The sequence below is a fragment of the Streptomyces sparsogenes subsp. cuspidosporus genome (genome assembly GCF_039532705.1).
GTDB classification, from domain to species: Bacteria; Actinomycetota; Actinomycetes; order Streptomycetales; family Streptomycetaceae; genus Streptomyces; species Streptomyces sparsogenes.
The window spans coordinates 19994-41109 of sequence record NZ_BAAASD010000034.1; the positions used below are offsets into that span (position 1 = coordinate 19994).

The window sequence follows — 21116 nt, forward strand, 5'->3', positions numbered from 1 at the left end:
GGCCCGGATTACTTGGTGAGGTCCGGGTACAGCGGGTGCTTGTCGGCGAGCGCGGTGACGCGCGCCTTGAGCGCCTCCGCGTCGTAGGACGGCTTGAGCGCCTCGGCGATGACGTCGGCGACCTCGCGGAAGTCGTCGGCGGTGAAGCCGCGGGTGGCCAGCGCGGGGGTGCCGATGCGCAGGCCGGAGGTCACCATCGGGGGGCGCGGGTCGTTCGGGATGGCGTTGCGGTTGACCGTGATGCCGATCTCGTGGAGGCGGTCCTCGGCCTGCCGGCCGTCCAGCTCGGAGTCGCGCAGGTCGACCAGGACGAGGTGGACGTCGGTGCCGCCGGACAGCACGGCGACGCCGGCCTCGGCCACGTCCGGCTGGGTGAGCCGCTCGGCCAGCAGCTTGGCGCCCTCGAGGGTACGCTGCTGGCGCTCCTTGAAGGCCGAGCCAGCCGCGATCTTGAAGGCCACGGCCTTGGCGGCGACCACGTGCTCCAGCGGGCCGCCCTGCTGACCGGGGAAGACCGCGGAGTTGATCTTCTTGGCCAGCTCGGCCGTGGAGAGGATCACGCCGCCGCGCGGGCCGCCGAGGGTCTTGTGCGTCGTGGTGGTGACCACATGGGCGTGCGGCACCGGGGAGGGGTGCAGCCCGGCCGCCACCAGGCCCGCGAAGTGGGCCATGTCCACCATCAGGTAGGCGCCGACCTCGTCCGCGATCCGGCGGAAGGCCGCGAAGTCGAGCTGGCGCGGGTACGCCGACCAGCCGGCGATCACCAGCTTGGGGCGGTGCTCCTTGGCCAGCCGCTCGACCTCGTCCATGTCGACCAGGCCGGTCTCGGCGTCCACGTGGTAGGGCACCACGTTGTAGAGCTTGCCGGAGAAGTTGATCTTCATGCCGTGGGTGAGGTGCCCGCCGTGCGCCAGGTTCAGCCCCAGGATGGTGTCGCCGGGGGAGAGCAGGGCGAACATCGCGGCCGCGTTGGCCTGGGCGCCGGAGTGCGGCTGGACATTGGCCGCCTCGGCCCCGAAGAGCGCCTTGACCCGGTCGATCGCGATCTGCTCGACCACGTCGACGTGCTCACAGCCGCCGTAGTAGCGGCGGCCCGGGTAGCCCTCGGCGTACTTGTTGGTCAGGACCGAGCCCTGGGCCTCCATGACCGCGACCGGAGCGAAGTTCTCCGAAGCGATCATCTCCAGGGTGGACTGCTGGCGGTGGAGTTCGGCGTCGACCGCGGCGGCTACGTCCGGGTCGAGCTCGTGCAGGGGGCTGTTGAGAAGCGACATCAGGGTCCCGATCGAAGGAGGGGGTCAGTTTTCGGCGAAGGCGGCGTACTCGTCGGCGGAGAGCAGCTCGTCCGGCTCGTCCGTCACCCGCACCTTGAACAGCCAGCCGCCCTCGAAGGGGGCGGAATTCACCAGCGCCGGGTCGTTGACCACATCCTCGTTGATCTCGGTGACCTCGCCGGTGACCGGCGCGTACAGATCGCTGACGGACTTCGTGGACTCCAGCTCACCACAGGTCTCGCCCGCGGTGACCGTCGTGCCGACCTCCGGGAGCTGGACGTAGACGACGTCGCCGAGCGCGTTGGCCGCGAACTCGGTGATGCCGACCGTCGACACGCCGTCCTCGCCGGCGGCCGACAGCCACTCGTGCTCCTTGCTGTAACGCAGCTGCTGGGGGTTGCTCATAATGCGATTCTCCTGGATACGGGGGAGTGCTTGGGAAACGGGTCTTGCCTGGTGGGACAGGCGGTATGGGCGGGTACGCACGGGAGTGCCCCGGCGCCGCCCGCGCGCCGGGCGGCCCGGCGCGTGCTCGGTGCGGCTCAGCGCCGCTCGTGGGAAGCGCTCAGCGCCACCCGCAGGAGCGCTCAGCGCCGGTCGTCCAGCGCTCAGCGCCGGTCGTCCAGCGCTCAGCGCCGGTCGTCCAGCGCCCAGCGCCGCCCGCAGAGCGCTCAGCGCCGCTTGTAGAAGGGGAGGGCCACGACCTCGTACGGCTCATGGGTACCGCGGATGTCCACCGCCACTCCCGACGTGCCCGGCGCGGCGTGCGCGGCGTCCACGTACGCGATCGCGATCGGCTTGCCGAGGGTGGGCGAGGGCGCGCCCGAGGTGACCTCGCCGATCACCGCGCCGTCCGCGCCGACCACCGCGTACCCCGCGCGCGGGACCCGGCGGCCCGCCGCGACCTGGCCGACCAGCACCCGCGGCGGGTCGGTCTCGGCCCGCCGCCCCGCCTCCTCAAGCGCCGCGCGGCCGACGAAGTCACCGGGCTTGTCGAACTTCACCACCCGGCCGAGCCCCGCGTCGAACGGCGTCGTCGCGCGGGTCAGCTCGTGCCCGTACAGCGGCATCCCGGCCTCCAGGCGCAGCGTGTCCCGGCAGGACAGCCCGCACGGGACCAGCCCGGCCGGCGCACCGGCCTCGGACAGCGCCCGCCACAGCCGCTCGGCGTCGTGCGGGGCGACGAACAGCTCGAAGCCGTCCTCGCCTGTGTAGCCGGTACGCGCGATCAGCGCCGGGACGCCCGCGACGGTGCCCGGCAGGCCCGCGTAGTACTTGAGGCCGTCCAGGTCCGCGTCGGTCAGCTCGCGCAGGATCGCCGGGGAGGCCGGACCCTGGACGGCGATCAGCGCGTAGGCGTCCCGGTCGTCCCGTACGGCCGCCTCCAGGCCCGCGGCGCGCTCGGTCAGCGCGTCCAGCACTACCTGGGCGTTCCCCGCGTTGGCCACCACCAGGAACTCCTGCTCCGCCAGGCGGTAGACGATCAGGTCGTCCAGGATGCCGCCCTCGGCGTCGCAGATCATGGTGTAGCGGGCGCGGCCGACGGCGAGCGCCGACAGATGGCCCACCAGCGCGCGGTCCAGGGCAGCGCCCGCCTCCGGGCCGGTGAGCGTGATCTCGCCCATGTGCGAGAGGTCGAACAGGCCGGCGCGGGTGCGCACCGCGGTGTGCTCGTCGCGCTCGCTCCCGTAGCGCAGCGGCATCTCCCAGCCGGCGAAGTCGGTCATGGTGGCGCCGAGCGCCCGGTGCAGCGCGTCCAGCGCGGTACGGCGGGGGGCGGGCGGGGCGTCGGTCACGGGGGCACCGGTCAGGGGGGCGTCGGTCATGGGGCTGGCTCCAGGGCGGGACGGTGACGGGGACGACGAGGACTGTCCTCCCCATCTGTCATCGGAACCTGAGAGGTTCGCCGTGACCCTCCTTCCGCCCGACGCCGGGGGCGTCGTCGCAAAGAGCGGTCCGGCTTGCACCGTGGGTGGAGCCACGCCAGCGGCTCGCTTTTCAGATCTGCCTCGCCCGCGCGGTATCGGGGCCTGAGAGATTCAAGGGAGGACTTGCTCCTTCGGCGCCCCGGACGGCCGGCACTGCTGCCGGTGGCCGAGGACTCTCCCGCGCGGATTCAAGCGGCCGGTATGGAGTTGCGCGCAACATCATCGCACGTACGCCCGAGAAGGGAAGACCCGCTCGGGCGGAACCCCGGCCCGGACCCGGCTCACAACGGGGCGAAACCCCGATGCACAGGGATCAGAGGCCCAGCCCACGGCAATACCACCTTGCTGGACATTACCTTTTCTTGACACTCTTCGGGAACGAGCCGCAGTGACCGGACCTAGGAGGACGATCACGGTGCAGGGGCAGGGTACGTACGCGACGACATGGGGGCCCCTGCCGGTGACGCAGGGGGCGGCGCCGACCGGGGGAGCGCTCAGACCGGGGTGCCCGGCGGCCGTCCAGGACCTGCGCGGCGACGGCGGCGCCGCGCGGCCCGGCGCCCGTGAGCTGCGCTACCGGGCCGGCGATGTGGTGGTCGCCTCGGGACTGCCCGGCAGCGGCAAGAGCACCATGATCGACCGCACCGTGCCCCGCCTGGACCAGCGCGGCGGGCCGGTGCTGCGGGTCGACTCGCAGGACACCCGCGAGCGCTGGGAGCGGCGGATGCCCCACTGGCTGCCCTACGCCCTCTACCGGCCGCTGGTGCGCTGCGCCCACTACACCGGGCTGCGCCGGGCGCTGCGCTCGGGGGCCAGTCTCGTGGTGCACGACTGCGGCACCCTCCCCTGGGTCCGCCGCTGGCTGGCCCGCGACGCCCGGCGCACCGGCCGCGGGCTGCACATGGTGCTGCTCGACGTGGACGCCGCGGTGGCGCTGGAGGGGCAGACCGCCCGCGGCCGGGTGGTCTCCCGCTACGCCTTCGGCCGGCACCGCCGCGCGGTGGGGCGGCTGGTCGCGACCGCGGAGGGCGGGCGGCCGCCCGAAGGCTGCGCCTCGGTGGCGCTGCTGGATCGGACGGCCGCGAGCGCGCTGCGCCGGATCGGCTTCGACTGAGCCGAGCCGGCCGGCCTTCGACTGAACTGGCTGGCTGCTTGGCCGGCCGGCGGGCGGGTGGCGGCGCGGCGGGGCGTCGCCGTCAGGGGCGCGCGTCGGCCCCGGCACCGTCCGCGTCCACCGGGTGGGGCAGCGGCATGGGGGCCACGGAGTCGTCGGCCGCCCCGGGCGCGGACCCGGGGGCGGCCAGCGGGGTGGCGGCCGTGGTGGTGGGCTTCTCGGCGGTCTTCTTCCCGGGCTTCTTGGCCGGCTTCTCGGACGTCTTCCTGCCCGTCTTCTTGCCGGGCTTGTCGGTGTGGGGCTTGGGGGAGGGCTTCGCCGTGTCGGGCTTGGCGGCGCCGAGCTCCGGGGCACCGGTCCCGGGGGCGCCCGGCTGCGTGGCGGCCGTCGGCCCGGTGGGCTTGGCGGCGAGGGCCGACGCGTCCTCGGCGAGGCTCGTCGCCTCGTCCGGGAACGGCAGCAGCGGGGGCATCACGGGGAAGTCCCGCCCGGGGAGCGGGCCGACGACGGCGCCGATCAGCCCGACGATCGCGTCGGCGATGCGGGGGATCGCCACGGTGGCCGCGTTCGAGTCGCCGGCCGCGACGGCGTCCAGCAGGTCGTCGATCGCCCGCTGCAGCGCGTCCAGCGGGTCCGTCGAGATGTCCGAAGGCGTCGGCTGGGCGGCGAAGGGAGGCATCACGGCCCCGCCCTCCCCGACGGCCCCGCCCTCCCCGACGGCCCCGCCCTCCCCGGCGGCCTGCGGCGGCACGGTGATCCGGCCCTGATCCTGAGCCTGGCCCTGATCCTCGCCCTGAGCCTGGCCCTCGCCGGAGCCCTGCGAAGGCGTCGGGTCCTGGGCCTGCCCCCGGCGGTGCGCGGCGGCCCGCGGGGCGCCGGCCTTGTCGGCCGACTCGCGGACGGCCTTCACCGCGCTGTCGATCGCCGTCGCGTGCTTGATCAGCTCCTCGTCGGAGAGCACCCCGCCGGGCGCCTCCTCCACCGCCCGCGCCAGCTCCGTCACCCGCTCCAGGAGGACGCGCAGGTCGCGCAGCGCCTGGGTCTGGGCCGGGTTCAGTCTCGTGTCGGCGAGCGCCGCGGGGGTGGGGGCCGGGGCGCCGGCCGTGCCCCCGGATCCGTCGGCCGCCGCGGCGGCCAGGCCGGCGGCGCCGAACAGGAGCGAGCCGGCCAGGACGGAGGAGACGAGGACATCGGCCTTGCGGGACACGCGGATCATGAGACCTTCCTTCGCTGTGGTGAGGTACGGGCGTACGCGACACCACGCTGCGAAAGACGCAAACAGAGCGCAACTTGTCGATTACGTTCAGAAGCGGTCGTAGGTGATAAAGGATCAACCGGGATCGCGCCGTCGACCTGGGAATTTGCTGTGGAGATCGACGGCCCCCGATGCCGCCCGGCCGTACAGCCGTTAGGGTGCCTGTGCAGGTCGGACGAGATGGCGGTTGGACGAAGATGAGCATCCCGGAGCAGCACGGTCCAGCACCGGCTCACGGCGGGTTTCCTGACGGTGCGTTTCCCGCGTTCCCCGACCATTCCGGCTATCCCCCTCATCTCGACCAGGCCGCCCATCCCGCCCCTGCGGCCCCTTCGGCGTTCCCGGGCAATGAACTCGAAGAGGTGCTCGCCGCCTCGGTCGACGTCCCCGGCGCCGGCCCCCGCATCGTCGAGACCCTGGCCCGCAGTCAGGTCTGGGTACCGCTGCCCAACGGGGGCGGCCCGGACAGCAATGGACTCGACCTGCCCACCGTGGAGATCGAGGGCGCCGCGTACGTCCCGGTGTTCAGCTCCGAACAGCAGTTCCTCCAGGTCGTCGGCGTCCATATGCCGTTCACCGTCGCCCCGGCCGTCGAGTTCGCCCGCGGCCTGCCGCCCCAGCTCGGCATCGCCGTGAACCCCGGCGGCGCGGTCGGCGTCCCGCTCCCGCCGCCCGCCGTGGCCGAGCTGTGCCGGACCGGGCGCAGCGAACTGGACGGCCCGGCCACCGGCGGCCGGGTGCGTCTCTTCGAGCCGGACTGGCAGGACGAGCCGGTCGACTTCCTGGCGGCCGCCGGGCTCGAGTTCGGCAAGGTGGCCGGGGTGCGGACCGCCCGGCGCGCGCTGGCCAGCGTCGAGGGGGAGCAGCCCGCGCTGTTCGTCGGCGTCGAGCTGGACCTGCCGGGCCCGGAGAGCCAGGCCACGGCCGTGGACGCGCTCGGGCGGGCGCTCGGCGCCGTGCCGGTGCCGTGGACCGTTCAGCTGGTTCTGCTGGACATCGCGCAGGATCCGGTGGCGGACTGGATGCGGGAGCGGGTACGACCGTTCTACGACCGTGACCGCTGAGTCGCCCGGGAGACCACTGCAAGGGCCCGTAAGCTGGTTGGATGGCCGGTGGCGCGCGTGTGTGCGCGCCCTTGGGCAGCGGTGTGGACAGGCCGAGAGAGGGGCGGACCCAGGTGAGCGCGGGAGGCGGCCACGTGGAGCGGATGCTGCGGCAGGTCGCTCCCGGCCGGTACGACGCCTACGAGTCGCTGTTGCAGGCGCTCGCCGACGGCCAGGTCTGGATGCTGCTGTGGCACGGCACCCCGGGCTCGCCCGACGCCCAGTACGGGAACATGGACGTCGAGGGGCTCGGCTACGCCCCCTGTGTGACCTCCGCTCAGGAGCTCGCCGCCAGCGGCTGGAACCGCGCCCATGAGGTGGTGAGCGGCCGCCAGATCGCGGCCTCCCTCTTCCCCGACCGCTACGGCCTGTGGCTCAACCCGCACGCCCCCGGCGGCGGCGTCGGCATCCCCTGGCTCGATCTGCGCAGAATCGCCGGCGGCCTGGACCGGCTGCCCGCCGGGCCGCTGCGGCTCAGCGAGCCCGCCATCGAAATCCCCCAGTTCTACGCCCTGTTGGGGCAGAACGCGCACCGTACCCCCGCGGTGCGCTCGCTGCGCCGGGCCTGGGTGCAGCCCGCGCTCGGCGCGCCGTATCTGGCGATCGGGCTTGACCTGTACGACCCCGCGCCCGCGTCCGTCGAGGCCGCGCGGGTGATGATGAGCCAGTCGATCACGGCGGTCCCCGAGGGGCTGCCGGTCTCCACGGTCGCGCTGTCCGACGAGTACGACCCGGTCGCCATGTGGATGCGGGTCAACGCCCGCCCGTTCTTCGACCGCGCCGCCTACGGCGCGCCCCCGTCCGCCCCCTCGTACGGCTACGGCTACCCGCCCCCGCACGGCGGCCGCCAGTCGGGACCCGCGCCCAGCGCCTGGTAGCGCGCGCTCAACTCCCTTTTTTTACACACCTTTTGATCATCCCCTCACCGGACGCCGCGTACCGCTGAGCGGAGCCGCGGTCCGGATAACGGAACACTCCTCACCACATCACGGTTAGGCATCCATTGGCCGGATGCACTGGCGGCTGATCGCAGACGCGATGAAGACTCCCGCAACAAGAGGTGTCCGTACCTGCGGGTAGCTCACGTCACCTCCACCAAACCACCGCACCACGAGCACGACTTTCACCTGCGTTGTGAACCACGTCGCTACAGCGGCGGATCGTGGGCCGGTCACCACCGGTCGAGAGGGGTCCCCACCACGATGACGGCACCATTGCACGGCACGACCAAGGACGCGGAACCCGTCGCGTCCGTCGATGTCGCGGCGAATGCAGTCAAGGCATCGGTCGAAGGACGGTCGCTGCGTCAGATCGCCTGGACGCGCCTGAAGCGGGACAAGCTGGCGCTGGCCGGCGGCGCCGTGGTTCTCTTCCTGGTCCTCGTGGCCATCTTCGCGCCGCTGATCGTGAGTGTGCTGGGGCACCCGCCCAACGAGTTCCACCAGGAGCAGATCGACCCGCTGTTCGGCACCCCCAAGGGGTCGATGGGCGGCATGAGCTCCGACTTCCTCCTCGGCGTGGAGCCCCAGAACGGCCGCGACGTGTTCAGCCGGATCGTCTACGGCGCGCGGATCTCCCTGCTGGTGGCCTTCCTCGCCGCGGTCGTCGCTGTCGCTCTGGGGACTGTCTTCGGCATCATCGCGGGGTATTTCGGCGGCTGGATTGACACCGTTATCAGCCGCGTGATGGACATGCTGCTGGCCTTCCCGCAGCTGCTGTTCATCATCTCCCTGGTCTCCGTGCTCCCCAACGACCTGCTGGGGCTGACCGGCAGCGGGGTGCGCATCGCGATCCTGGTCTCCGTGATCGGCTTCTTCGGCTGGCCGTACGTCGGCCGCATCGTGCGCGGCCAGACGCTCTCGCTGCGCGAGAAGGAGTACATCGAGGCGGCGCGCAGCCTCGGCGCGGGCCGGCGCTACATCCTCTTCCGGGAGCTGCTGCCCAACCTGGTCGCGCCCATCACCGTCTACGCCACGCTGATGATCCCCACCAACATCCTCACCGAGGCGGCGCTCAGCTTCCTGGGCGCCGGCGTGAAGCCGCCGACCGCGTCCTGGGGGCAGATGCTCTCCAAGGCCGTCGGCACCTACGAGGACGACCCGATGTTCATGATCATCCCGGGTCTGGCGATCTTCATCACCGTGCTGGCGTTCAACCTCTTCGGCGACGGCGTCCGCGACGCCCTCGACCCGAAGGGCACCCGTTGACGGCGAACCGCGCGACCGCGGACCAGCCGCACCGATACGAATCCGCCCCTGCCGCACCTGTCAGGCGGCTACCCGATGGTTCCGCGGCGCCAGGCCAAGAACCGCTATCCCGGAGGTTGCACGAAACTATGAAACCCCTACGTTCGTCGAGAAGCAGGCGGATCGCCGGTGCGGCGCTCGTCGTCGGTGCCCTGATGGCCACCGCGGCGTGTGGCGGCGGCAAGGACGACGACAAGGGCGACGGCGCCGGTTTCAACGCAGCGATGAAGGGCGTCGCCAACAAGTCCTCCAAGACGGGCGGCACGCTCAAGTTCGTCAACAAGCAGGACTTCGACTCGCTCGACCCGCAGCGCCAGTACTACGGCTTCGCCTGGGACTTCGCCCGGTTCTACACGCGACAACTGATCACCTACGCGCCGAAGCCGGGCAAGGAGTCCAACACCCTGGTCCCCGACCTGGCCACCTCGAACGCCAAGATCACCGACGGCGGCAAGACCTACACGTACACCCTGCGTGACGGGATCACCTGGGAGGACGGCTCGCCGATCACCGCCCAGGACATCAAGTACGGCATCGAGCGGATCTGGGCCAAGGACGTCGTCTCCGGCGGCCCGGCCTATCTGCGCCAGGTCCTCGACCCCAAGGGCGAGTACAAGGGCCCCTACAAGGACAAGTCCAAGGACAAGCTGGGCCTGAAGGCGATCGAGACGCCGGACGCGAAGACCATCATCTTCCGCCTGCCCAAGCCCAACGGTGACTTCGAGCAGATGCTGGCGATGCCCACCGGCTCGCCCGTGAAGGCATCCAAGGACACCGGCGCCCGCTACACCAACCAGCCCTTCTCCTCCGGCCCGTACAAGGTCCAGTCGTACAAGCCGGGCAAGGGCGCGGTCCTGGTCCGCAACCCCAAGTGGAACAAGAAGTCCGACCCGATCCGCCCGGCCCTGCCGGACAAGATCACGGTGACGATCAACTCCAACCTCGAGGCCATCGACAAGGAGCTGATCAAGGGCAACTACGACGTCTTCCTCAGCGCCACCGGCATGACCCAGTCGGGCCGCAACGACGCGCTGAAGCAGCACAAGGGCAACGTCGACAACATCGAGACCAGCTTCGTCCGGTACGTGGACTTCGCCACCAAGGTGAAGCCGTTCGACAACATCCACTGCCGCAAGGCGGTCATCTACGGGACCGACTTCGAGGCGCTGCAGACCACCCGCGGCGGCCCGCAGGCCGGCGGCGACATCGCCCCCAACATGCTCCCCAAGAGCATCGCGGGCTCGGACGACTACGACCCGTACGGCATCCTCAAGCGCAAGGGCAAGCCGGACAAGGCCAAGGCCAAGGACGAGCTGAAGCAGTGCGGCAAGCCGAACGGCTTCAAGGCCAACATCGTCGCCCGTAACGACCAGCCGAACGAGCCCGAGGCCGCCGAGACGATGCAGGAGTCGCTGGGCAAGGTCGGCATCACGCTCGACGTCCAGCCGATCGACGGCGCCTCCTCCGCGAGCATCACCGGTTCCCCCGAGGTGATGAAGAAGCGCAACTACGGCCTGTCCATGACCGGCTGGGGCCCCGACTTCCCGACCGGCCAGGGCTTCGAGCAGCCGCTGATCGACGGTCGCTTCATCCAGCAGACCGGTAACTACAACGTCTCCGAGACGAACGACCCGCAGATCAACAAGTGGTTCGACGACGCGCTCCTGGAGACCGACCCGGCCAAGGCCGGCGAGATCTACAAGAAGATCAACCACGCCATCGCCGACAAGGCCGTGCAGATGCCCTTCCTCTACGAGAAGAACATCACCTGGCGCAGCTCGCGGCTGACGAACGCCTTCTCGTCGGCGGCCTACAACGGCCGTTACGACTACTCCCAGCTGGGCGTCGTCAAGTGACGGTCGCTCCCGCGACCGCCATACCCCGCCGCCGCCGAACCCGATAGGCCCGAAGGGCAGGTGATGGCCGCGGGCGGTGGTCCGGGAGCCCCCTGATCGGGGGCTCCCGGACCACCGCCGGGCCGCGCACAGTGCTTGCTTATGTCATCCGGCGCTTGTTCGCCGTCATCATGATGCTGTTGGTCGTCACCCTCACGACCTTCGCCATCTTCTTCATGATTCCGAAGTGGGCCGGTTCCGATCCCGCGCTCCTCTTCGTCGGCAAACAGTCCGACCCGGAGGCCATCGAGGGCATCAGACAGAAGCTGAGCCTCGACGATCCGCTGCTGGTGCAGTTCTGGCACTTCATCGAGGGACTGTTCGTCGGCCGTGACTACGCCAACGGCAACGATGTCACCCACTGCCCCGCGCCCTGCTTCGGCTACTCCTTCCGCACCGAGCAGGCGGTGTGGCCGCAGCTGACCGACGCCATGCCGGTCACCCTCTCGCTCGCCGCGGGCGCCTGTGTGCTGTGGCTGGTCGGCGGTGTCGCCGCGGGCGTCGTCTCCGCGCTGCGACGGGGCACCCTGTGGGACCGCGCCGCGATGGGCGTCGCCCTCGCCGGTGTCTCGCTGCCCATCTACTTCACCGGTCTGCTCTCCCTGGCCGTGTTCAGTTACCAACTGAACTGGGTCGACGTGGACTACAAGGGGCTGGGCGAGAACCCGGGTATGTGGTTCCAATCCCTGGTGCTCCCCTGGATCACCCTCGCCTTCCTCTACGCCGCGACGTACGCCCGCCTCACCCGCGCCACCATGCTGGAGATCATGGGCGAGGACTACATCCGCACCGCCCGCGCCAAGGGTCTGCGGGAGCGCGTCGTGATCGGACGGCACGCCATGCGCTCCACCTGGACCCCGATCCTCACCCTCCTCGGTCTGGACCTCGGCGCCCTGCTGGGCGGCGCGGTGCTGACCGAGACCACGTACAACCTGCCGGGCCTCGGCCGGCTCGCGGTGACCGCGATCAGCAACAAGGACCTGCCGGTCATCCTCGGCGTCACCTTGATGGCCGCCCTGTTCATCGTGGTGGCCAACCTCATCGTGGACCTTCTGTACGCCGTCGTCGACCCGCGAGTGAGGCTCGGATGACCGATCGACACAAGCCCGAGAAGACCGGCGGCGAGCCGCTGCCGGCCACCGGCACGGCGCCCGGGGAGGTGGCCGCGGCCGGCTCCCCCGCCCCCACCGCCTTCCTCGAGGTGCGCGACCTCAAGGTCCACTTCCCGACGGACGACGGCCTGGTCAAGTCCGTGGACGGGCTCAGCTTCCGGCTGGAGAAGGGCAAGACCCTCGGCATCGTCGGCGAGTCCGGCTCCGGCAAGTCCGTCACCTCGCTGGGCATCATGGGCCTGCACACCGCCGGGCAGTACGGCCGGCGCAAGGCGCGGATCTCCGGCGAGATCTGGCTCAACGGGCAGGAGCTGCTGAGCGCCGACCCGGACGAGGTGCGCAAGCTGCGCGGCCGCGAGATGGCGATGATCTTCCAGGATCCGCTGTCCGCGATGCACCCGTACTACACGATCGGCCGCCAGATCGCCGAGGCGTACCGGGTGCACCACGACGTCACCAAGGACGTGGCCCGCAAGCGCGCCATCGAGCTGCTGGACCGCGTGGGCATCCCCCAGCCGGACAAGCGGGTGGACAGCTACCCGCACGAGTTCTCCGGCGGCATGCGGCAGCGCGCCATGATCGCGATGGCCCTGGTCAACAACCCCGAGCTGCTGATCGCCGACGAGCCGACCACCGCCCTGGACGTCACCGTGCAGGCGCAGATCCTCGACCTCGTCCGGGACCTGCAGAAGGAGTTCGGCTCCGCGGTCATCATCATCACCCACGACCTGGGCGTCGTCGCCGAGCTCGCCGACGACCTGCTGGTGATGTACGGCGGGCGCTGCGTCGAGCGCGGCCCGGCCGAGAAGGTCTTCTACGAGCCCCAGCACCCCTACACCTGGGGCCTGCTCGGCTCGATGCCGCGCATCGACCGCGACCAGACCGACCGCCTCATCCCGGTCAAGGGCTCCCCGCCCAGCCTGATCAACGTGCCGTCCGGCTGCGCCTTCCACCCGCGCTGCCCGTACGCGGATGTCCCCAAGGACAACATCACGCGCACGGAGCGGCCGGAGCTGCGTGAGGCCGGGGGCGGCGGGCACTTCTCCGCGTGCCACATGACGCAGGAGGAGCGCACGCGGATCTGGACCGAAGAGATTGCGCCGAAGCTGTGACGGACACGAAGGATCCGAAGATGACGGTCCCGGAGCAGGCGACCACCACCCCCGAACCCCTGCTCAAGGTGTCCGGCCTGGTCAAGCACTTCCCCATCAAGAAGGGGCTGCTGCAGCGGCAGGCCGGCGCGGTGCAGGCGGTGGACGGCCTCGACTTCGACGTACGGCCCGGGGAGACCCTGGGCGTGGTGGGCGAGTCGGGCTGCGGCAAGTCCACCATGGGGCGGCTGATCACCCGGCTGCTCGAACCCACCCGGGGGAAGATCGAGTTCGAGGGCAAGGACATCACGCACCTCGGCACCGCCGGGATGCGGCCGATGCGCCGCGACGTCCAGATGATCTTCCAGGACCCGTACTCCTCGCTGAACCCCCGGCACACGGTCGGCTCCATCGTCGGGGCGCCCTTCCGGCTCCAGGGCGTCAAGCCGGAGGGCGGCGTCAAGGCGGAGGTGCAGCGGCTGCTGGAGCTGGTGGGCCTGAACCCCGAGCACTACAACCGCTACCCGCACGAGTTCTCCGGCGGCCAGCGGCAGCGCATCGGCATCGCCCGCGCGCTCGCGCTCAAGCCCAAGCTGGTCGTCGCGGACGAGCCGGTCTCGGCGCTGGACGTCTCGATCCAGGCCCAGGTGGTCAACCTGCTGGACGACCTCCAGGACGAGCTGGGCCTCACGTACGTGATCATCGCGCACGACCTGTCGGTCATCCGGCATGTCTCCGACCGGATCGCGGTGATGTACCTCGGCAAGATCGTTGAGCTGGCGGACCGCAAGGCCCTGTACGAGCGCCCCATGCACCCGTACACCAAGGCGCTGCTCTCGGCGGTGCCGGTGCCGGACCCCAAGCGGCGCGCCAAGCGGGAGCGGATCCTGCTCAAGGGCGATGTGCCCTCGCCGATCTCGCCGCCGTCCGGCTGCCGCTTCCACACCCGGTGCTGGAAGGCGACCGAGGTCTGCAAGCAGCAGGAGCCGCCGCTGGTCGCGCTCGAGACCGGACACCAGGTGGCCTGCCACCACCCGGAGTCTGTGTCCGATATGCAGCTACCGCCGCGTGGCCCGGACCAGGTGCCGGCGGAGAAGCCCGGCCCCGAGGCGGCGGCGAAGGTGGAGAAGAAGGCGGAGTAGGGGGCCGGAGAGCACGGGACGGAGCCGAGGTCTGGACGGCCCGGCGGGCGAGAACACCCGATGAGTAAAAATATCGGGTGTTCATCGATCTGTTCAGCCCGTCCGTCCAGCACTCGCTGGACCTCGCCGGGATCTTCGTCTTCGCGATATCCGGCGCGCTGCTCGGCGTGCGCAAGAACTTCGACATCGTCGGCATGGCGCTGCTCGCGGAGGTCACCGCGCTGGGCGGCGGGGTGTTCCGCGATCTGGTGATCGGCGCCGTGCCGCCGGCCGCCTTCACCGACCTCGGCTACTTCCTCACCCCGCTCGTCGCCACCGTCATCGTCTTCTTCCTCCACCCCGAGGTGGAACGGATCACGGCGGCGGTGGGCGTCTTCGACGCGGCCGGGCTGGGGCTGTTCTGCGTCGCCGGCACGACGAAGGCGTACGACCACGGGCTCGGCCTCACCTTCTGCGCCGTCCTCGGGATGACCACCGCGATCGGCGGCGGCGTGCTGCGCGACCTCCTCGCCCACGAGGTGCCGTCGGTGCTGCGCTGGGACCGCGACCTGTACGTGGTCCCGGCCATCGTGGGCGCGACGATCGCGGCAGTCCTCATACGCTTCGACGCGCTGACGGGCTCCACCAGCGCCCTGGCGGCCACCGTCGCGTTCCTGGTCCGGCTGCTGGCGATGCGGTTCGGCTGGCGCGCGCCGCGCGCGTGGAACCGGCGCAGCACGGCGGCCGAGGAGGTCTGAGGCCAGCCGGGGCCGGCCAGGGGGCGGAACGGGACCGGACAAGGGCCGGAGCAGGCCCGGGGCAGGTCTGGTCAGGGCGCGGCTGGCGGCTCGATCAGCCCGAGCTGGGCGAGCTGGGACAGCGCGTCGTAGAAGTACTCGCCGCCCACCACCCGCCCGTCCGCGTCGTAGTGCAGGATCTCGCAGATCGTCATCCGCATCGGCCTGTGGGTGGGCGGCACCCCGGGGATCAGCTCGCCGTCGTTGACGCCCCGGCCCTCGAAGACGGCGATGGTGTGGTCCCCGGCGTCGTAGAAGCGCTCCTCATCGACATGGACGTCGGAGAAGGCGACCGCCGCCCGCCGGGAGTGCTCCACCACCCCCTCCACCCCCTTGATGACCTCCCCCCTGGGGTGGTCGACGAACACCACGTCCGGGCTGAAGGGGAGGGCGGCGGCAGCCCAGTCACGGGCCCGGAACGCCTGGGTCAGCTTCTTGTGCGTGTCGAGATTGCGCGTGTCGGGATTGCTCACCGGCGAAGCCTCGCAGGACTCCCTCAGCACCGGCTCAGGGCTCGGTCAGCCCCCGGCGGCGCCCACCGTGGTTGTATGGCGATGAGCCCTGAACGAGGGAGGACGCGCCGTGAAGGACACGCTGAGCTCGACCGAGGGCGGCCGCTCGGCCCTGCGCCTGGAGCGGCGGATCGCCCGCCCGCCGGAGGAGGTCTGGCGGGCCCTGACCGAGCCCGCCCTGATGGCGCGGTGGTTCCCCGCCGAGGTCAGGCTGGAGGCGCGGGTCGGCGGGCGGATGGACTTCGTCTTCCCCGGGCAGGACGTACCGGACACCCAGGGGACGGTCACGGAGCTCGACCCGCCGCGCGTCTTCGCCTTCACCTGGGGCGCCGACCAGCTCCGCTGGGAGCTGCGGCCGGAGGGCGACGGCTGTGCCCTGACCCTCACCCACACCTTCCGCGACCGCTTCGGCGCGGCCAGCTTCGCCTCCGGCTGGCACACCTGCGTCTCGGCGCTCGCCACGCTGGTGGAAGGGGTGGAACCCGGCGCCCCGGCGGGCACCGCCGACACCGGTGACACGACCGGCCCGGCCGGCCCGGCTGACATGGCCGAGCTGCACGAGCGCTACGTCGAGGCTTTCGGCCTGGCCGAGGGCGTCGTCGAGGCCGCCGAGGACGGCTGGCGGCTGCGGTTCGAGCGCCAGCTCGTCCGCCCGGTCGAGACGGTGTGGCAGGCGCTGACCGGCCCGTCCGGCACCGGGGAGCCCGTGGTGGGCGGCCCGGTGCCGATCGGATTCCGTACGGACGCGGTGCCGCCCGGCCCGGTCGCGGATGTCGCCCCGCCCCGCGAGCTGTCCTATGACTGGCTGCGGGGCGGCCACCCGGCCGGGCGGGTCCGCTGGCGGCTGACCGACGGCACCGGGCACGGCGCCCGACTGATCCTCACCCAGACCGGCCCGCCCGAGGCGGGGGAGGAGCGGGACGCGGCGCTGGCCGCCTGGCGCAAGCACATCGCGCTGCTGGCCGCGAAGCTGCTGTACGCGCGGGGCTGAGCCGCCGACTCGACCGGCGCGTGGATCGTCCGGTCTGCCGCCGGACGGCCCACTGTCCGGCCTGCCGCCGGACGGCCCTACTCGCCGAGGAAGCCCAGCAGCGCCGCCGTGAGCTCGGCGGGGGCGTCCTCCTGGACGAGATGGCCCGCGCCCTCGAACATCCGCAGCCGCGCGCCGGGGATCGCGGCGGCCAGCTCCCGCCCCCGCTCCGGCGGGAGCCAGGTGTCGGCGGCGCCCCAGCAGACCAGGACGGGCAGGTCCAGCTCGCCGTAGCGGCCCTGGATCTCGTCGGTGAAGCGCTGGTCGTTCTGCGCCATCTGCCGGTACAGCGCGGCCTGTCCCTCGTCGCCGCACCACGGCTCGACCAGCCGGTCAAGGACGGCGGGGTGCAGCCCGGGGCCGCTGGCCGAGGCCACGTACTCGCGGACCAGGGCCCGGTGCAGCCCGGGCGGCAGCCGCTCGAAGACCCCGGCGTGGTCGCCGAGCAGCCGGTAGGTGTCCGTGCCCCAGGGCGCCAGGGTCACCGCGTCGACCAGGGCCAGCCGCTCGTAGCGCGCGCCGTGCAGCAGATGGGCGCGGAGGGCGACGCAGCCGCCGAAGTCGTGGGCGACGACGGACGGCGCCGGCCCGGGGCCGGTCAGCCCCCAGTGGTCCAGCAGCTCGGTGAAGACCCGGGCCTGGGCCGCCAGGGAGACGTCCTGCCCTGCCCGCTTCTCCGAGGCGCCGTAGCCGGGCATGTCCCAGACGAAGACCCGGTGGCGGTCGGCGAGCGAGCGGGCTACGGCGCGCCATATGTACGAGGAGAAGGGCGTGCCGTGGAGGAGGACGACCGGCGGGCGGTCGGGGGCGCCGAGCGCGGCCCAGCGGACCTCGCCGGAGGAGCTGTGGTGGGTGTGGTCCAGTTCCCAGTCGCCTGTCATGAGCAAAACGCTAGTTGCTCATGACATGACCTGTCGAGCCCGTCCTGTCAGTCCCCCTCCCGTCAGCCCTCGGCGGCGGCGTCGCCTCCGGGGACGGGCAGCAGCCCGCGCTCGCCGAAGACCTTCTTGGCGACGAAGGTGGCGTTGAGCGCCTTGGGGATGCCGCAGTAGACCGCCGCGTGCAGCAGCGCCTCGGTGATCTCGGTCGTGGTGAGGCCCACGTTCAGCGCGGCGTTGATGTGCACCTCGAGCTGCGGCTCGCAGCCGCCGAGGGCGGTGAGTATGCCGAGGGTGACCAGCTGCCGGTCCCGGGGGGCCAGCTCGGGGCGGGCGTACATGTCGCCGAATGCCCAGGCGGCCACCTGGTGGCCCAGCTCGGGGGAGATGTCGGCCAGCGAGTCGACCACTCGCTCCCCCACCTCGCCGTCGATCCGGCTGAGCACCTCCATGCCGTACTCGAAGCGCTCCTGCTTGACCGTGTCGTTCTTGACCGTGTCGTTCATGGCCCTGACGTTCGCGTTGCTCATGTTGCTCATGCGGAGAAACGTAGGAGTTGGAGCACACTCCAAGGCAAGCGGCCGGGCACCGGGCCTCCCGCCCCCTGTGCCCGGCATGCGCCCGGCACGCGCCCCCGCCGTGGCTCGTAGAATCGTGTCCACCATGGTTTACCTCGACCACGCCGCCACCACCCCGATGCTTCCGGAGGCGGTGCGGGCGATGACCGCCCAGCTCGCCGTCACCGGTAACGCCTCCTCGCTGCACGCCGCCGGCCGCCGGGCGCGCCGTACGGTCGAGGAGTCCCGCGAATCGCTCGCCTCCTCGCTGGGCGCGCGCCCGAGCGAGGTCGTCTTCACCTCGGGCGGAACCGAGGCCGACAACCTCGCGGTCAAGGGACTGTACTGGTCCCGCAGGGACGCCGATCCCGCCCGCACCCGCCTGCTCGCCAGCCCCGTCGAGCACCACGCCGTCCTCGACGCCGTCGACTGGCTCGCCGAGCACGAGGGCGCGCGGGTCGAGTGGCTGCCCGTGGACGGATACGGGCGGGTGCACCCCGACGCGCTGCGCGAGGCGATCGCCCGCGACCCCTCGGATGTCGCCCTCGCGACCGTCATGTGGGCCAACAATGAGATCGGCACGGTCATGCCGGTGCGGGAACTGGCCGCCGTGGCGGCCGAGTTCGACATTCCGCTGCATGCCGACGCGGTCCAGGCCTTCGGCCAGCTCGACCTCGACTTCGCCGCCTCCGGCCTGGCCGCGATGACGGTCAGCGGCCACAAGATAGGCGGCCCGTACGGCATCGGCGCGCTGATCCTCGGCCGTGAGTGGACCCCGGCGCCACTGCTGCACGGCGGCGGCCAGGAGCGCCAGGTGCGCTCCGGCACCCTCGACACCCCGGCCGTCGCGGCCTTCGCGGTCGCCGCCGCCCACGCCGCCGCCCACCGCGAGCAGTTCGCCCGCGAGATCGGCGCCCTGCGCGACGCGCTGATCAGCGCCGTCCGTACGGCCGTCCCCGACGCGATCCTGGGCGGCGACCCGGACCCGGCCGGCCGCCTCCCGGCCAACGCCCACTTCTCCTTCCCCGGCTGCGAGGGCGACTCGCTGCTCCTGCTGCTGGACGCGCGGGGCATCGAGTGCTCGACCGGCTCGGCCTGCACCGCCGGTGTCGCCCAGCCCAGCCATGTCGTCCTCGCCACCGGCACCGACCCCGATCTGGCGCGCGGCACCCTGCGCTTCTCGCTCGGCCACACCTCCACCAAGGCGGACGTGGAGGCGGTGGCAGAGGCAATCGGCCCGGTGGTCGAGCGGGCGCGCGGCGCGGGCCTGAGCTAGGCCCTGTTCTATTCAGCCGCTCACCGGCTCGACCGCTCATGGTCCGCCATGGCCGCCCGGACCAGCCGCAGATAACGGTCCCAGTCCCAGTGCGGCCCGGGGTCGGTGTGGTCGGTGCCCGGCACCTCGGAGTGGTCGACGAGGTGCTCGCGGTCCGCCGGGAATCCGTACCGCTCGCAGATCCGGGCCGTCAGCCGCGCCGAGGCGCGGTACATCCGGTCCGTGAAGGAGCTCGGCCGGTCCACGAACCCCTCGTGCTCGATGCCGACGCTGCGCTCGTTGTACGCGCGGTTTCCCGCGTGGAAGGCGACGTCCAGCTCGCGGACCGTCTGCGCGATCACCCCGTCGCGGCGCACCACATAGTGCGCCGCGGCGCGGTGGCCCGGGTTCCGGAACGCCGCCAGCGCGTCGGAGAAGCTGCCCTGGACGACGTGGATCACGACCCGGTCGACGGTGTAGTCGTACGGCCGGTCCGCCCGCCGCCAGTTCGCCGGGGAGGCCGCGGCCCACCGCGCGCCGGGATAGTCGACCGCCCCCTCCTCGCGCGGCCGGTCCACGCCGGGCAGCCGCCACCACAGCCGCTCCAGGTCGTCCCACGCCGCGTAGCCCACCCCGGCCAGCCCGGCGGCGACCCCGCCGGTCAGCAGCGCCCGCCGGCCGAGGCGGCGCCCGCCGCCGCGCCCCCCTGCGCTGTCGCCCTGCCCGGGGTTCCCGTCGGAGGCGGAGCGCTCCTGGGCGTCCGTGGTCTCGCTCACGGTTCTTTCAACGGGCGGCGAGGCGCGTCCGGTTCCAGCGGGACCGACCGGGATCATCGGACGCGGATGCTCTGAAGTGGAGGATCATGGCGTGAATCCCTCGCCCGACGCGCCGACCGCCCCACCTCGGGGTAGATGAAAGTTGGACCACCTTCGCCCCGGCCACTCGACGAGGAGTGAACAGCATGCGCATCGGCTTCGCGCTTCCCCAGTTCGGCGCTCTGGCGCACCACCCGGAGGACGTCGTCCGGTTCGCCCGGCAGGCCGAGGAGCTGGGCGCGGCGAGCCTGTGGGTCGGCGACCGGCTGCTCGCCCCCGTCCGGCCGACCGTCGGATACGCCGGCACCGACACGATCCCGCCGGAATTCCGCGTCACCCTGGACCCCTTCGCCCTCCTCGCCACCGCCGCCGCCGTCACCGAGCGGGTCCAACTGGGCAGCAACGTCATCAACGCCCCCTGGTACCCGCCGGCCGTCCTCGCCCGCTCCCTCACCACCATCGACGCGCTGAGCGCGGGCCGGCTGCTGGTCGGCCTCGGCACCGGCTGGTCCCCGGAGGAGTACCAGGCCGTGAACGTCCCGATGGCCGAGCGCGGCCGCCGCCTGGACGAGACCCTCGACGTCCTGACTGCCTGGTGGACCACCAACCCGGTCGAACACCGTGGCGAGCACTGGACCGTCCCCGCCTCCCACATCGACCTCAAGCCGGCCACCCGCCCCCACCCGCCCGTCTACCTCGGCGGCTTCGTCCCCACCGCCCTCCGCCGGGTGGCCCGGCGCGCCGACGGCTGGCTGCCCATCGCCGTACCGCCCGGCCCGTTCGACCCCGAGGCCGCCGTCGTCCGCCCGATGCGACGCATCCGGGAGACGGCCGAGCGCGAGGGTCGGGACCCCGCCGCGCTCGACGTGATCCTGCGGGTCAACCCCACCTCCGCGGCCACCGCCGAAGACATCGTCACGGTGCTGGCCCGGGCGGAGGCGGAGGCGGGCGTGCGGCACGCCTTCGTGGACCTGACGTACGCGGCCAAGGACGTGGACCGGGCGCTGGAGGAGGCGCGTCGCGTCCTGGACCGCGCGGGCGGCCGCTGAGGAGCGGCGCTGGGAGCGGCGCTGAGGAGCGCCTGTCGAGGAGCGGCGCTGAGGGGCGGCCCTTGAGGGGCGGCCCTTGAGGGG

20 protein-coding genes and 1 riboswitch are annotated in these 21116 nt (G+C 72.0%); of the genes, 12 read left to right on the forward strand and 8 right to left on the reverse strand.

The features are described 5' to 3' along the window. Positions 1–8: 8 nt before the first annotated feature. The 3 genes from glyA to gcvT form a co-directional block, all read right to left on the reverse strand. On the reverse strand, positions 9–1274 hold the full coding sequence (glyA, locus tag ABFY07_RS30600; RefSeq protein WP_346177604.1) for a serine hydroxymethyltransferase: 1266 nt from the start codon (positions 1272–1274) through the stop codon (positions 9–11). Between the two features lie 24 nt (positions 1275–1298). Continuing rightward, positions 1299–1679, reverse strand: a complete 381-nt coding sequence (gcvH, locus tag ABFY07_RS30605) for a glycine cleavage system protein GcvH (RefSeq protein ID WP_065964915.1) — start codon at positions 1677–1679, stop codon at positions 1299–1301. A 266-nt stretch (positions 1680–1945) separates the two neighbouring features. After that, positions 1946–3100 (reverse strand): glycine cleavage system aminomethyltransferase GcvT, encoded by a 1155-nt coding sequence (gene gcvT / locus ABFY07_RS30610; RefSeq protein WP_346177605.1) that lies wholly within the window; start codon positions 3098–3100, stop codon positions 1946–1948. A gap of 182 nt (positions 3101–3282) precedes the next feature. After that, a riboswitch (glycine riboswitch) is annotated at positions 3283–3393 on the reverse strand. 224 nt (positions 3394–3617) lie between these two features. Here gcvT and ABFY07_RS30615 point away from each other — a divergent pair. Next, entirely contained in the window at positions 3618–4316 is a 699-nt protein-coding gene (locus ABFY07_RS30615) for an AAA family ATPase (RefSeq protein ID WP_428837038.1), read from the forward strand. A gap of 82 nt (positions 4317–4398) precedes the next feature. Here ABFY07_RS30615 and ABFY07_RS30620 read toward each other — a convergent pair whose 3' ends face one another. After that, complete coding sequence (locus tag ABFY07_RS30620) at positions 4399–5532, reverse strand: hypothetical protein (protein ID WP_346177606.1); 1134 nt, start codon at positions 5530–5532, stop codon at positions 4399–4401. 236 nt (positions 5533–5768) lie between these two features. Here ABFY07_RS30620 and ABFY07_RS30625 point away from each other — a divergent pair, with 236 nt between their 5' ends. From ABFY07_RS30625 to ABFY07_RS30660, 8 genes are all read left to right on the forward strand, one after another. Beyond that, positions 5769–6635 (forward strand): enhanced serine sensitivity protein SseB, encoded by an 867-nt coding sequence (locus tag ABFY07_RS30625; RefSeq protein WP_346177607.1) that lies wholly within the window; start codon positions 5769–5771, stop codon positions 6633–6635. A 143-nt stretch (positions 6636–6778) separates the two neighbouring features. After that, positions 6779–7552: an enhanced serine sensitivity protein SseB C-terminal domain-containing protein gene (locus ABFY07_RS30630; RefSeq protein ID WP_346177669.1), complete on the forward strand. Its 774-nt coding sequence runs from the start codon at positions 6779–6781 to the stop codon at positions 7550–7552. 324 nt (positions 7553–7876) lie between these two features. Next, positions 7877–8881: an ABC transporter permease gene (locus ABFY07_RS30635; RefSeq protein WP_346177608.1), complete on the forward strand. Its 1005-nt coding sequence runs from the start codon at positions 7877–7879 to the stop codon at positions 8879–8881. A 128-nt stretch (positions 8882–9009) separates the two neighbouring features. Continuing rightward, positions 9010–10776 (forward strand): ABC transporter substrate-binding protein, encoded by a 1767-nt coding sequence (locus ABFY07_RS30640; RefSeq protein ID WP_346177609.1) that lies wholly within the window; start codon positions 9010–9012, stop codon positions 10774–10776. 155 nt (positions 10777–10931) lie between these two features. Then, positions 10932–11906 (forward strand): ABC transporter permease, encoded by a 975-nt coding sequence (locus tag ABFY07_RS30645; RefSeq protein WP_346177610.1) that lies wholly within the window; start codon positions 10932–10934, stop codon positions 11904–11906. Continuing rightward, the gene (locus tag ABFY07_RS30650; RefSeq protein ID WP_346177611.1) at positions 11903–13039 is read left to right on the forward strand and encodes an ABC transporter ATP-binding protein; all 1137 of its coding nucleotides are present in this window, start codon (positions 11903–11905) and stop codon (positions 13037–13039) included. Before ABFY07_RS30645 ends, ABFY07_RS30650 begins: the two co-directional genes overlap by 4 nt. Before the next feature lie 20 nt (positions 13040–13059). Continuing rightward, positions 13060–14160, forward strand: a complete 1101-nt coding sequence (locus ABFY07_RS30655; RefSeq protein WP_346177612.1) for an ABC transporter ATP-binding protein — start codon at positions 13060–13062, stop codon at positions 14158–14160. Between the two features lie 77 nt (positions 14161–14237). Then, positions 14238–14897: a trimeric intracellular cation channel family protein gene (locus ABFY07_RS30660; protein ID WP_346177613.1), complete on the forward strand. Its 660-nt coding sequence runs from the start codon at positions 14238–14240 to the stop codon at positions 14895–14897. Positions 14898–14968: 71 nt separating this feature from the next. On the opposite strand, the gene ABFY07_RS30665 is transcribed toward ABFY07_RS30660, so the two are convergent. Beyond that, positions 14969–15409 carry an ester cyclase gene (locus ABFY07_RS30665; RefSeq protein ID WP_346177614.1) on the reverse strand — a complete coding sequence of 147 codons (441 nt, stop codon included), beginning with the start codon at positions 15407–15409 and terminating at the stop codon, positions 14969–14971. Positions 15410–15518: 109 nt separating this feature from the next. Here ABFY07_RS30665 and ABFY07_RS30670 point away from each other — a divergent pair, with 109 nt between their 5' ends. Further along, a complete protein-coding gene (locus ABFY07_RS30670) occupies positions 15519–16439 on the forward strand; it encodes an SRPBCC family protein (protein WP_346177615.1) in 921 nt (306 codons plus the stop codon). 77 nt (positions 16440–16516) lie between these two features. Here ABFY07_RS30670 and ABFY07_RS30675 read toward each other — a convergent pair whose 3' ends face one another. Further along, a complete protein-coding gene (locus tag ABFY07_RS30675; protein WP_346177616.1) occupies positions 16517–17359 on the reverse strand; it encodes an alpha/beta fold hydrolase in 843 nt (280 codons plus the stop codon). A gap of 62 nt (positions 17360–17421) precedes the next feature. Continuing rightward, the gene (locus tag ABFY07_RS30680; protein ID WP_346177670.1) at positions 17422–17886 is read right to left on the reverse strand and encodes a carboxymuconolactone decarboxylase family protein; all 465 of its coding nucleotides are present in this window, start codon (positions 17884–17886) and stop codon (positions 17422–17424) included. A gap of 133 nt (positions 17887–18019) precedes the next feature. Between ABFY07_RS30680 and ABFY07_RS30685 the strand changes: the two genes are divergently transcribed. Beyond that, positions 18020–19189 carry a cysteine desulfurase family protein gene (locus ABFY07_RS30685; RefSeq protein WP_346177671.1) on the forward strand — a complete coding sequence of 390 codons (1170 nt, stop codon included), beginning with the start codon at positions 18020–18022 and terminating at the stop codon, positions 19187–19189. Positions 19190–19209: 20 nt separating this feature from the next. Here ABFY07_RS30685 and ABFY07_RS30690 read toward each other — a convergent pair whose 3' ends face one another. Then, complete coding sequence (locus tag ABFY07_RS30690; RefSeq protein WP_346177617.1) at positions 19210–19944, reverse strand: N-acetylmuramoyl-L-alanine amidase; 735 nt, start codon at positions 19942–19944, stop codon at positions 19210–19212. Positions 19945–20129: 185 nt separating this feature from the next. Here ABFY07_RS30690 and ABFY07_RS30695 point away from each other — a divergent pair, with 185 nt between their 5' ends. Then, a complete protein-coding gene (locus tag ABFY07_RS30695) occupies positions 20130–21032 on the forward strand; it encodes a TIGR03619 family F420-dependent LLM class oxidoreductase (protein ID WP_346177618.1) in 903 nt (300 codons plus the stop codon). Positions 21033–21116: the final 84 nt, after the last annotated feature.

What these genes read in the sequence shown, in the direction of transcription:
- ABFY07_RS30640 (WP_346177609.1), top strand. Translation starts at nt 9,010, where the DNA reads ATGAAACCCCTACGTTCGTCGAGAAGCAGGCGGATCGCCGGTGCGGCG.
- ABFY07_RS30685 (WP_346177671.1), top strand. Translation starts at nt 18,020, where the DNA reads ATGGTTTACCTCGACCACGCCGCCACCACCCCGATGCTTCCGGAGGCG.
- gcvT (WP_346177605.1), bottom strand. Translation starts at nt 3,100, where the DNA reads ATGACCGACGCCCCCCTGACCGGTGCCCCCGTGACCGACGCCCCGCCC.
- ABFY07_RS30680 (WP_346177670.1), bottom strand. Translation starts at nt 17,886, where the DNA reads ATGAGCAACGCGAACGTCAGGGCCATGAACGACACGGTCAAGAACGAC.
- gcvH (WP_065964915.1), bottom strand. Translation starts at nt 1,679, where the DNA reads ATGAGCAACCCCCAGCAGCTGCGTTACAGCAAGGAGCACGAGTGGCTG.
- ABFY07_RS30635 (WP_346177608.1), top strand. Translation starts at nt 7,877, where the DNA reads ATGACGGCACCATTGCACGGCACGACCAAGGACGCGGAACCCGTCGCG.
- ABFY07_RS30630 (WP_346177669.1), top strand. Translation starts at nt 6,779, where the DNA reads ATGCTGCGGCAGGTCGCTCCCGGCCGGTACGACGCCTACGAGTCGCTG.
- glyA (WP_346177604.1), bottom strand. Translation starts at nt 1,274, where the DNA reads ATGTCGCTTCTCAACAGCCCCCTGCACGAGCTCGACCCGGACGTAGCC.
- ABFY07_RS30625 (WP_346177607.1), top strand. Translation starts at nt 5,769, where the DNA reads ATGAGCATCCCGGAGCAGCACGGTCCAGCACCGGCTCACGGCGGGTTT.
- ABFY07_RS30675 (WP_346177616.1), bottom strand. Translation starts at nt 17,359, where the DNA reads ATGACAGGCGACTGGGAACTGGACCACACCCACCACAGCTCCTCCGGC.
- ABFY07_RS30620 (WP_346177606.1), bottom strand. Translation starts at nt 5,532, where the DNA reads ATGATCCGCGTGTCCCGCAAGGCCGATGTCCTCGTCTCCTCCGTCCTG.
- ABFY07_RS30655 (WP_346177612.1), top strand. Translation starts at nt 13,060, where the DNA reads ATGACGGTCCCGGAGCAGGCGACCACCACCCCCGAACCCCTGCTCAAG.
- ABFY07_RS30695 (WP_346177618.1), top strand. Translation starts at nt 20,130, where the DNA reads ATGCGCATCGGCTTCGCGCTTCCCCAGTTCGGCGCTCTGGCGCACCAC.
- ABFY07_RS30650 (WP_346177611.1), top strand. Translation starts at nt 11,903, where the DNA reads ATGACCGATCGACACAAGCCCGAGAAGACCGGCGGCGAGCCGCTGCCG.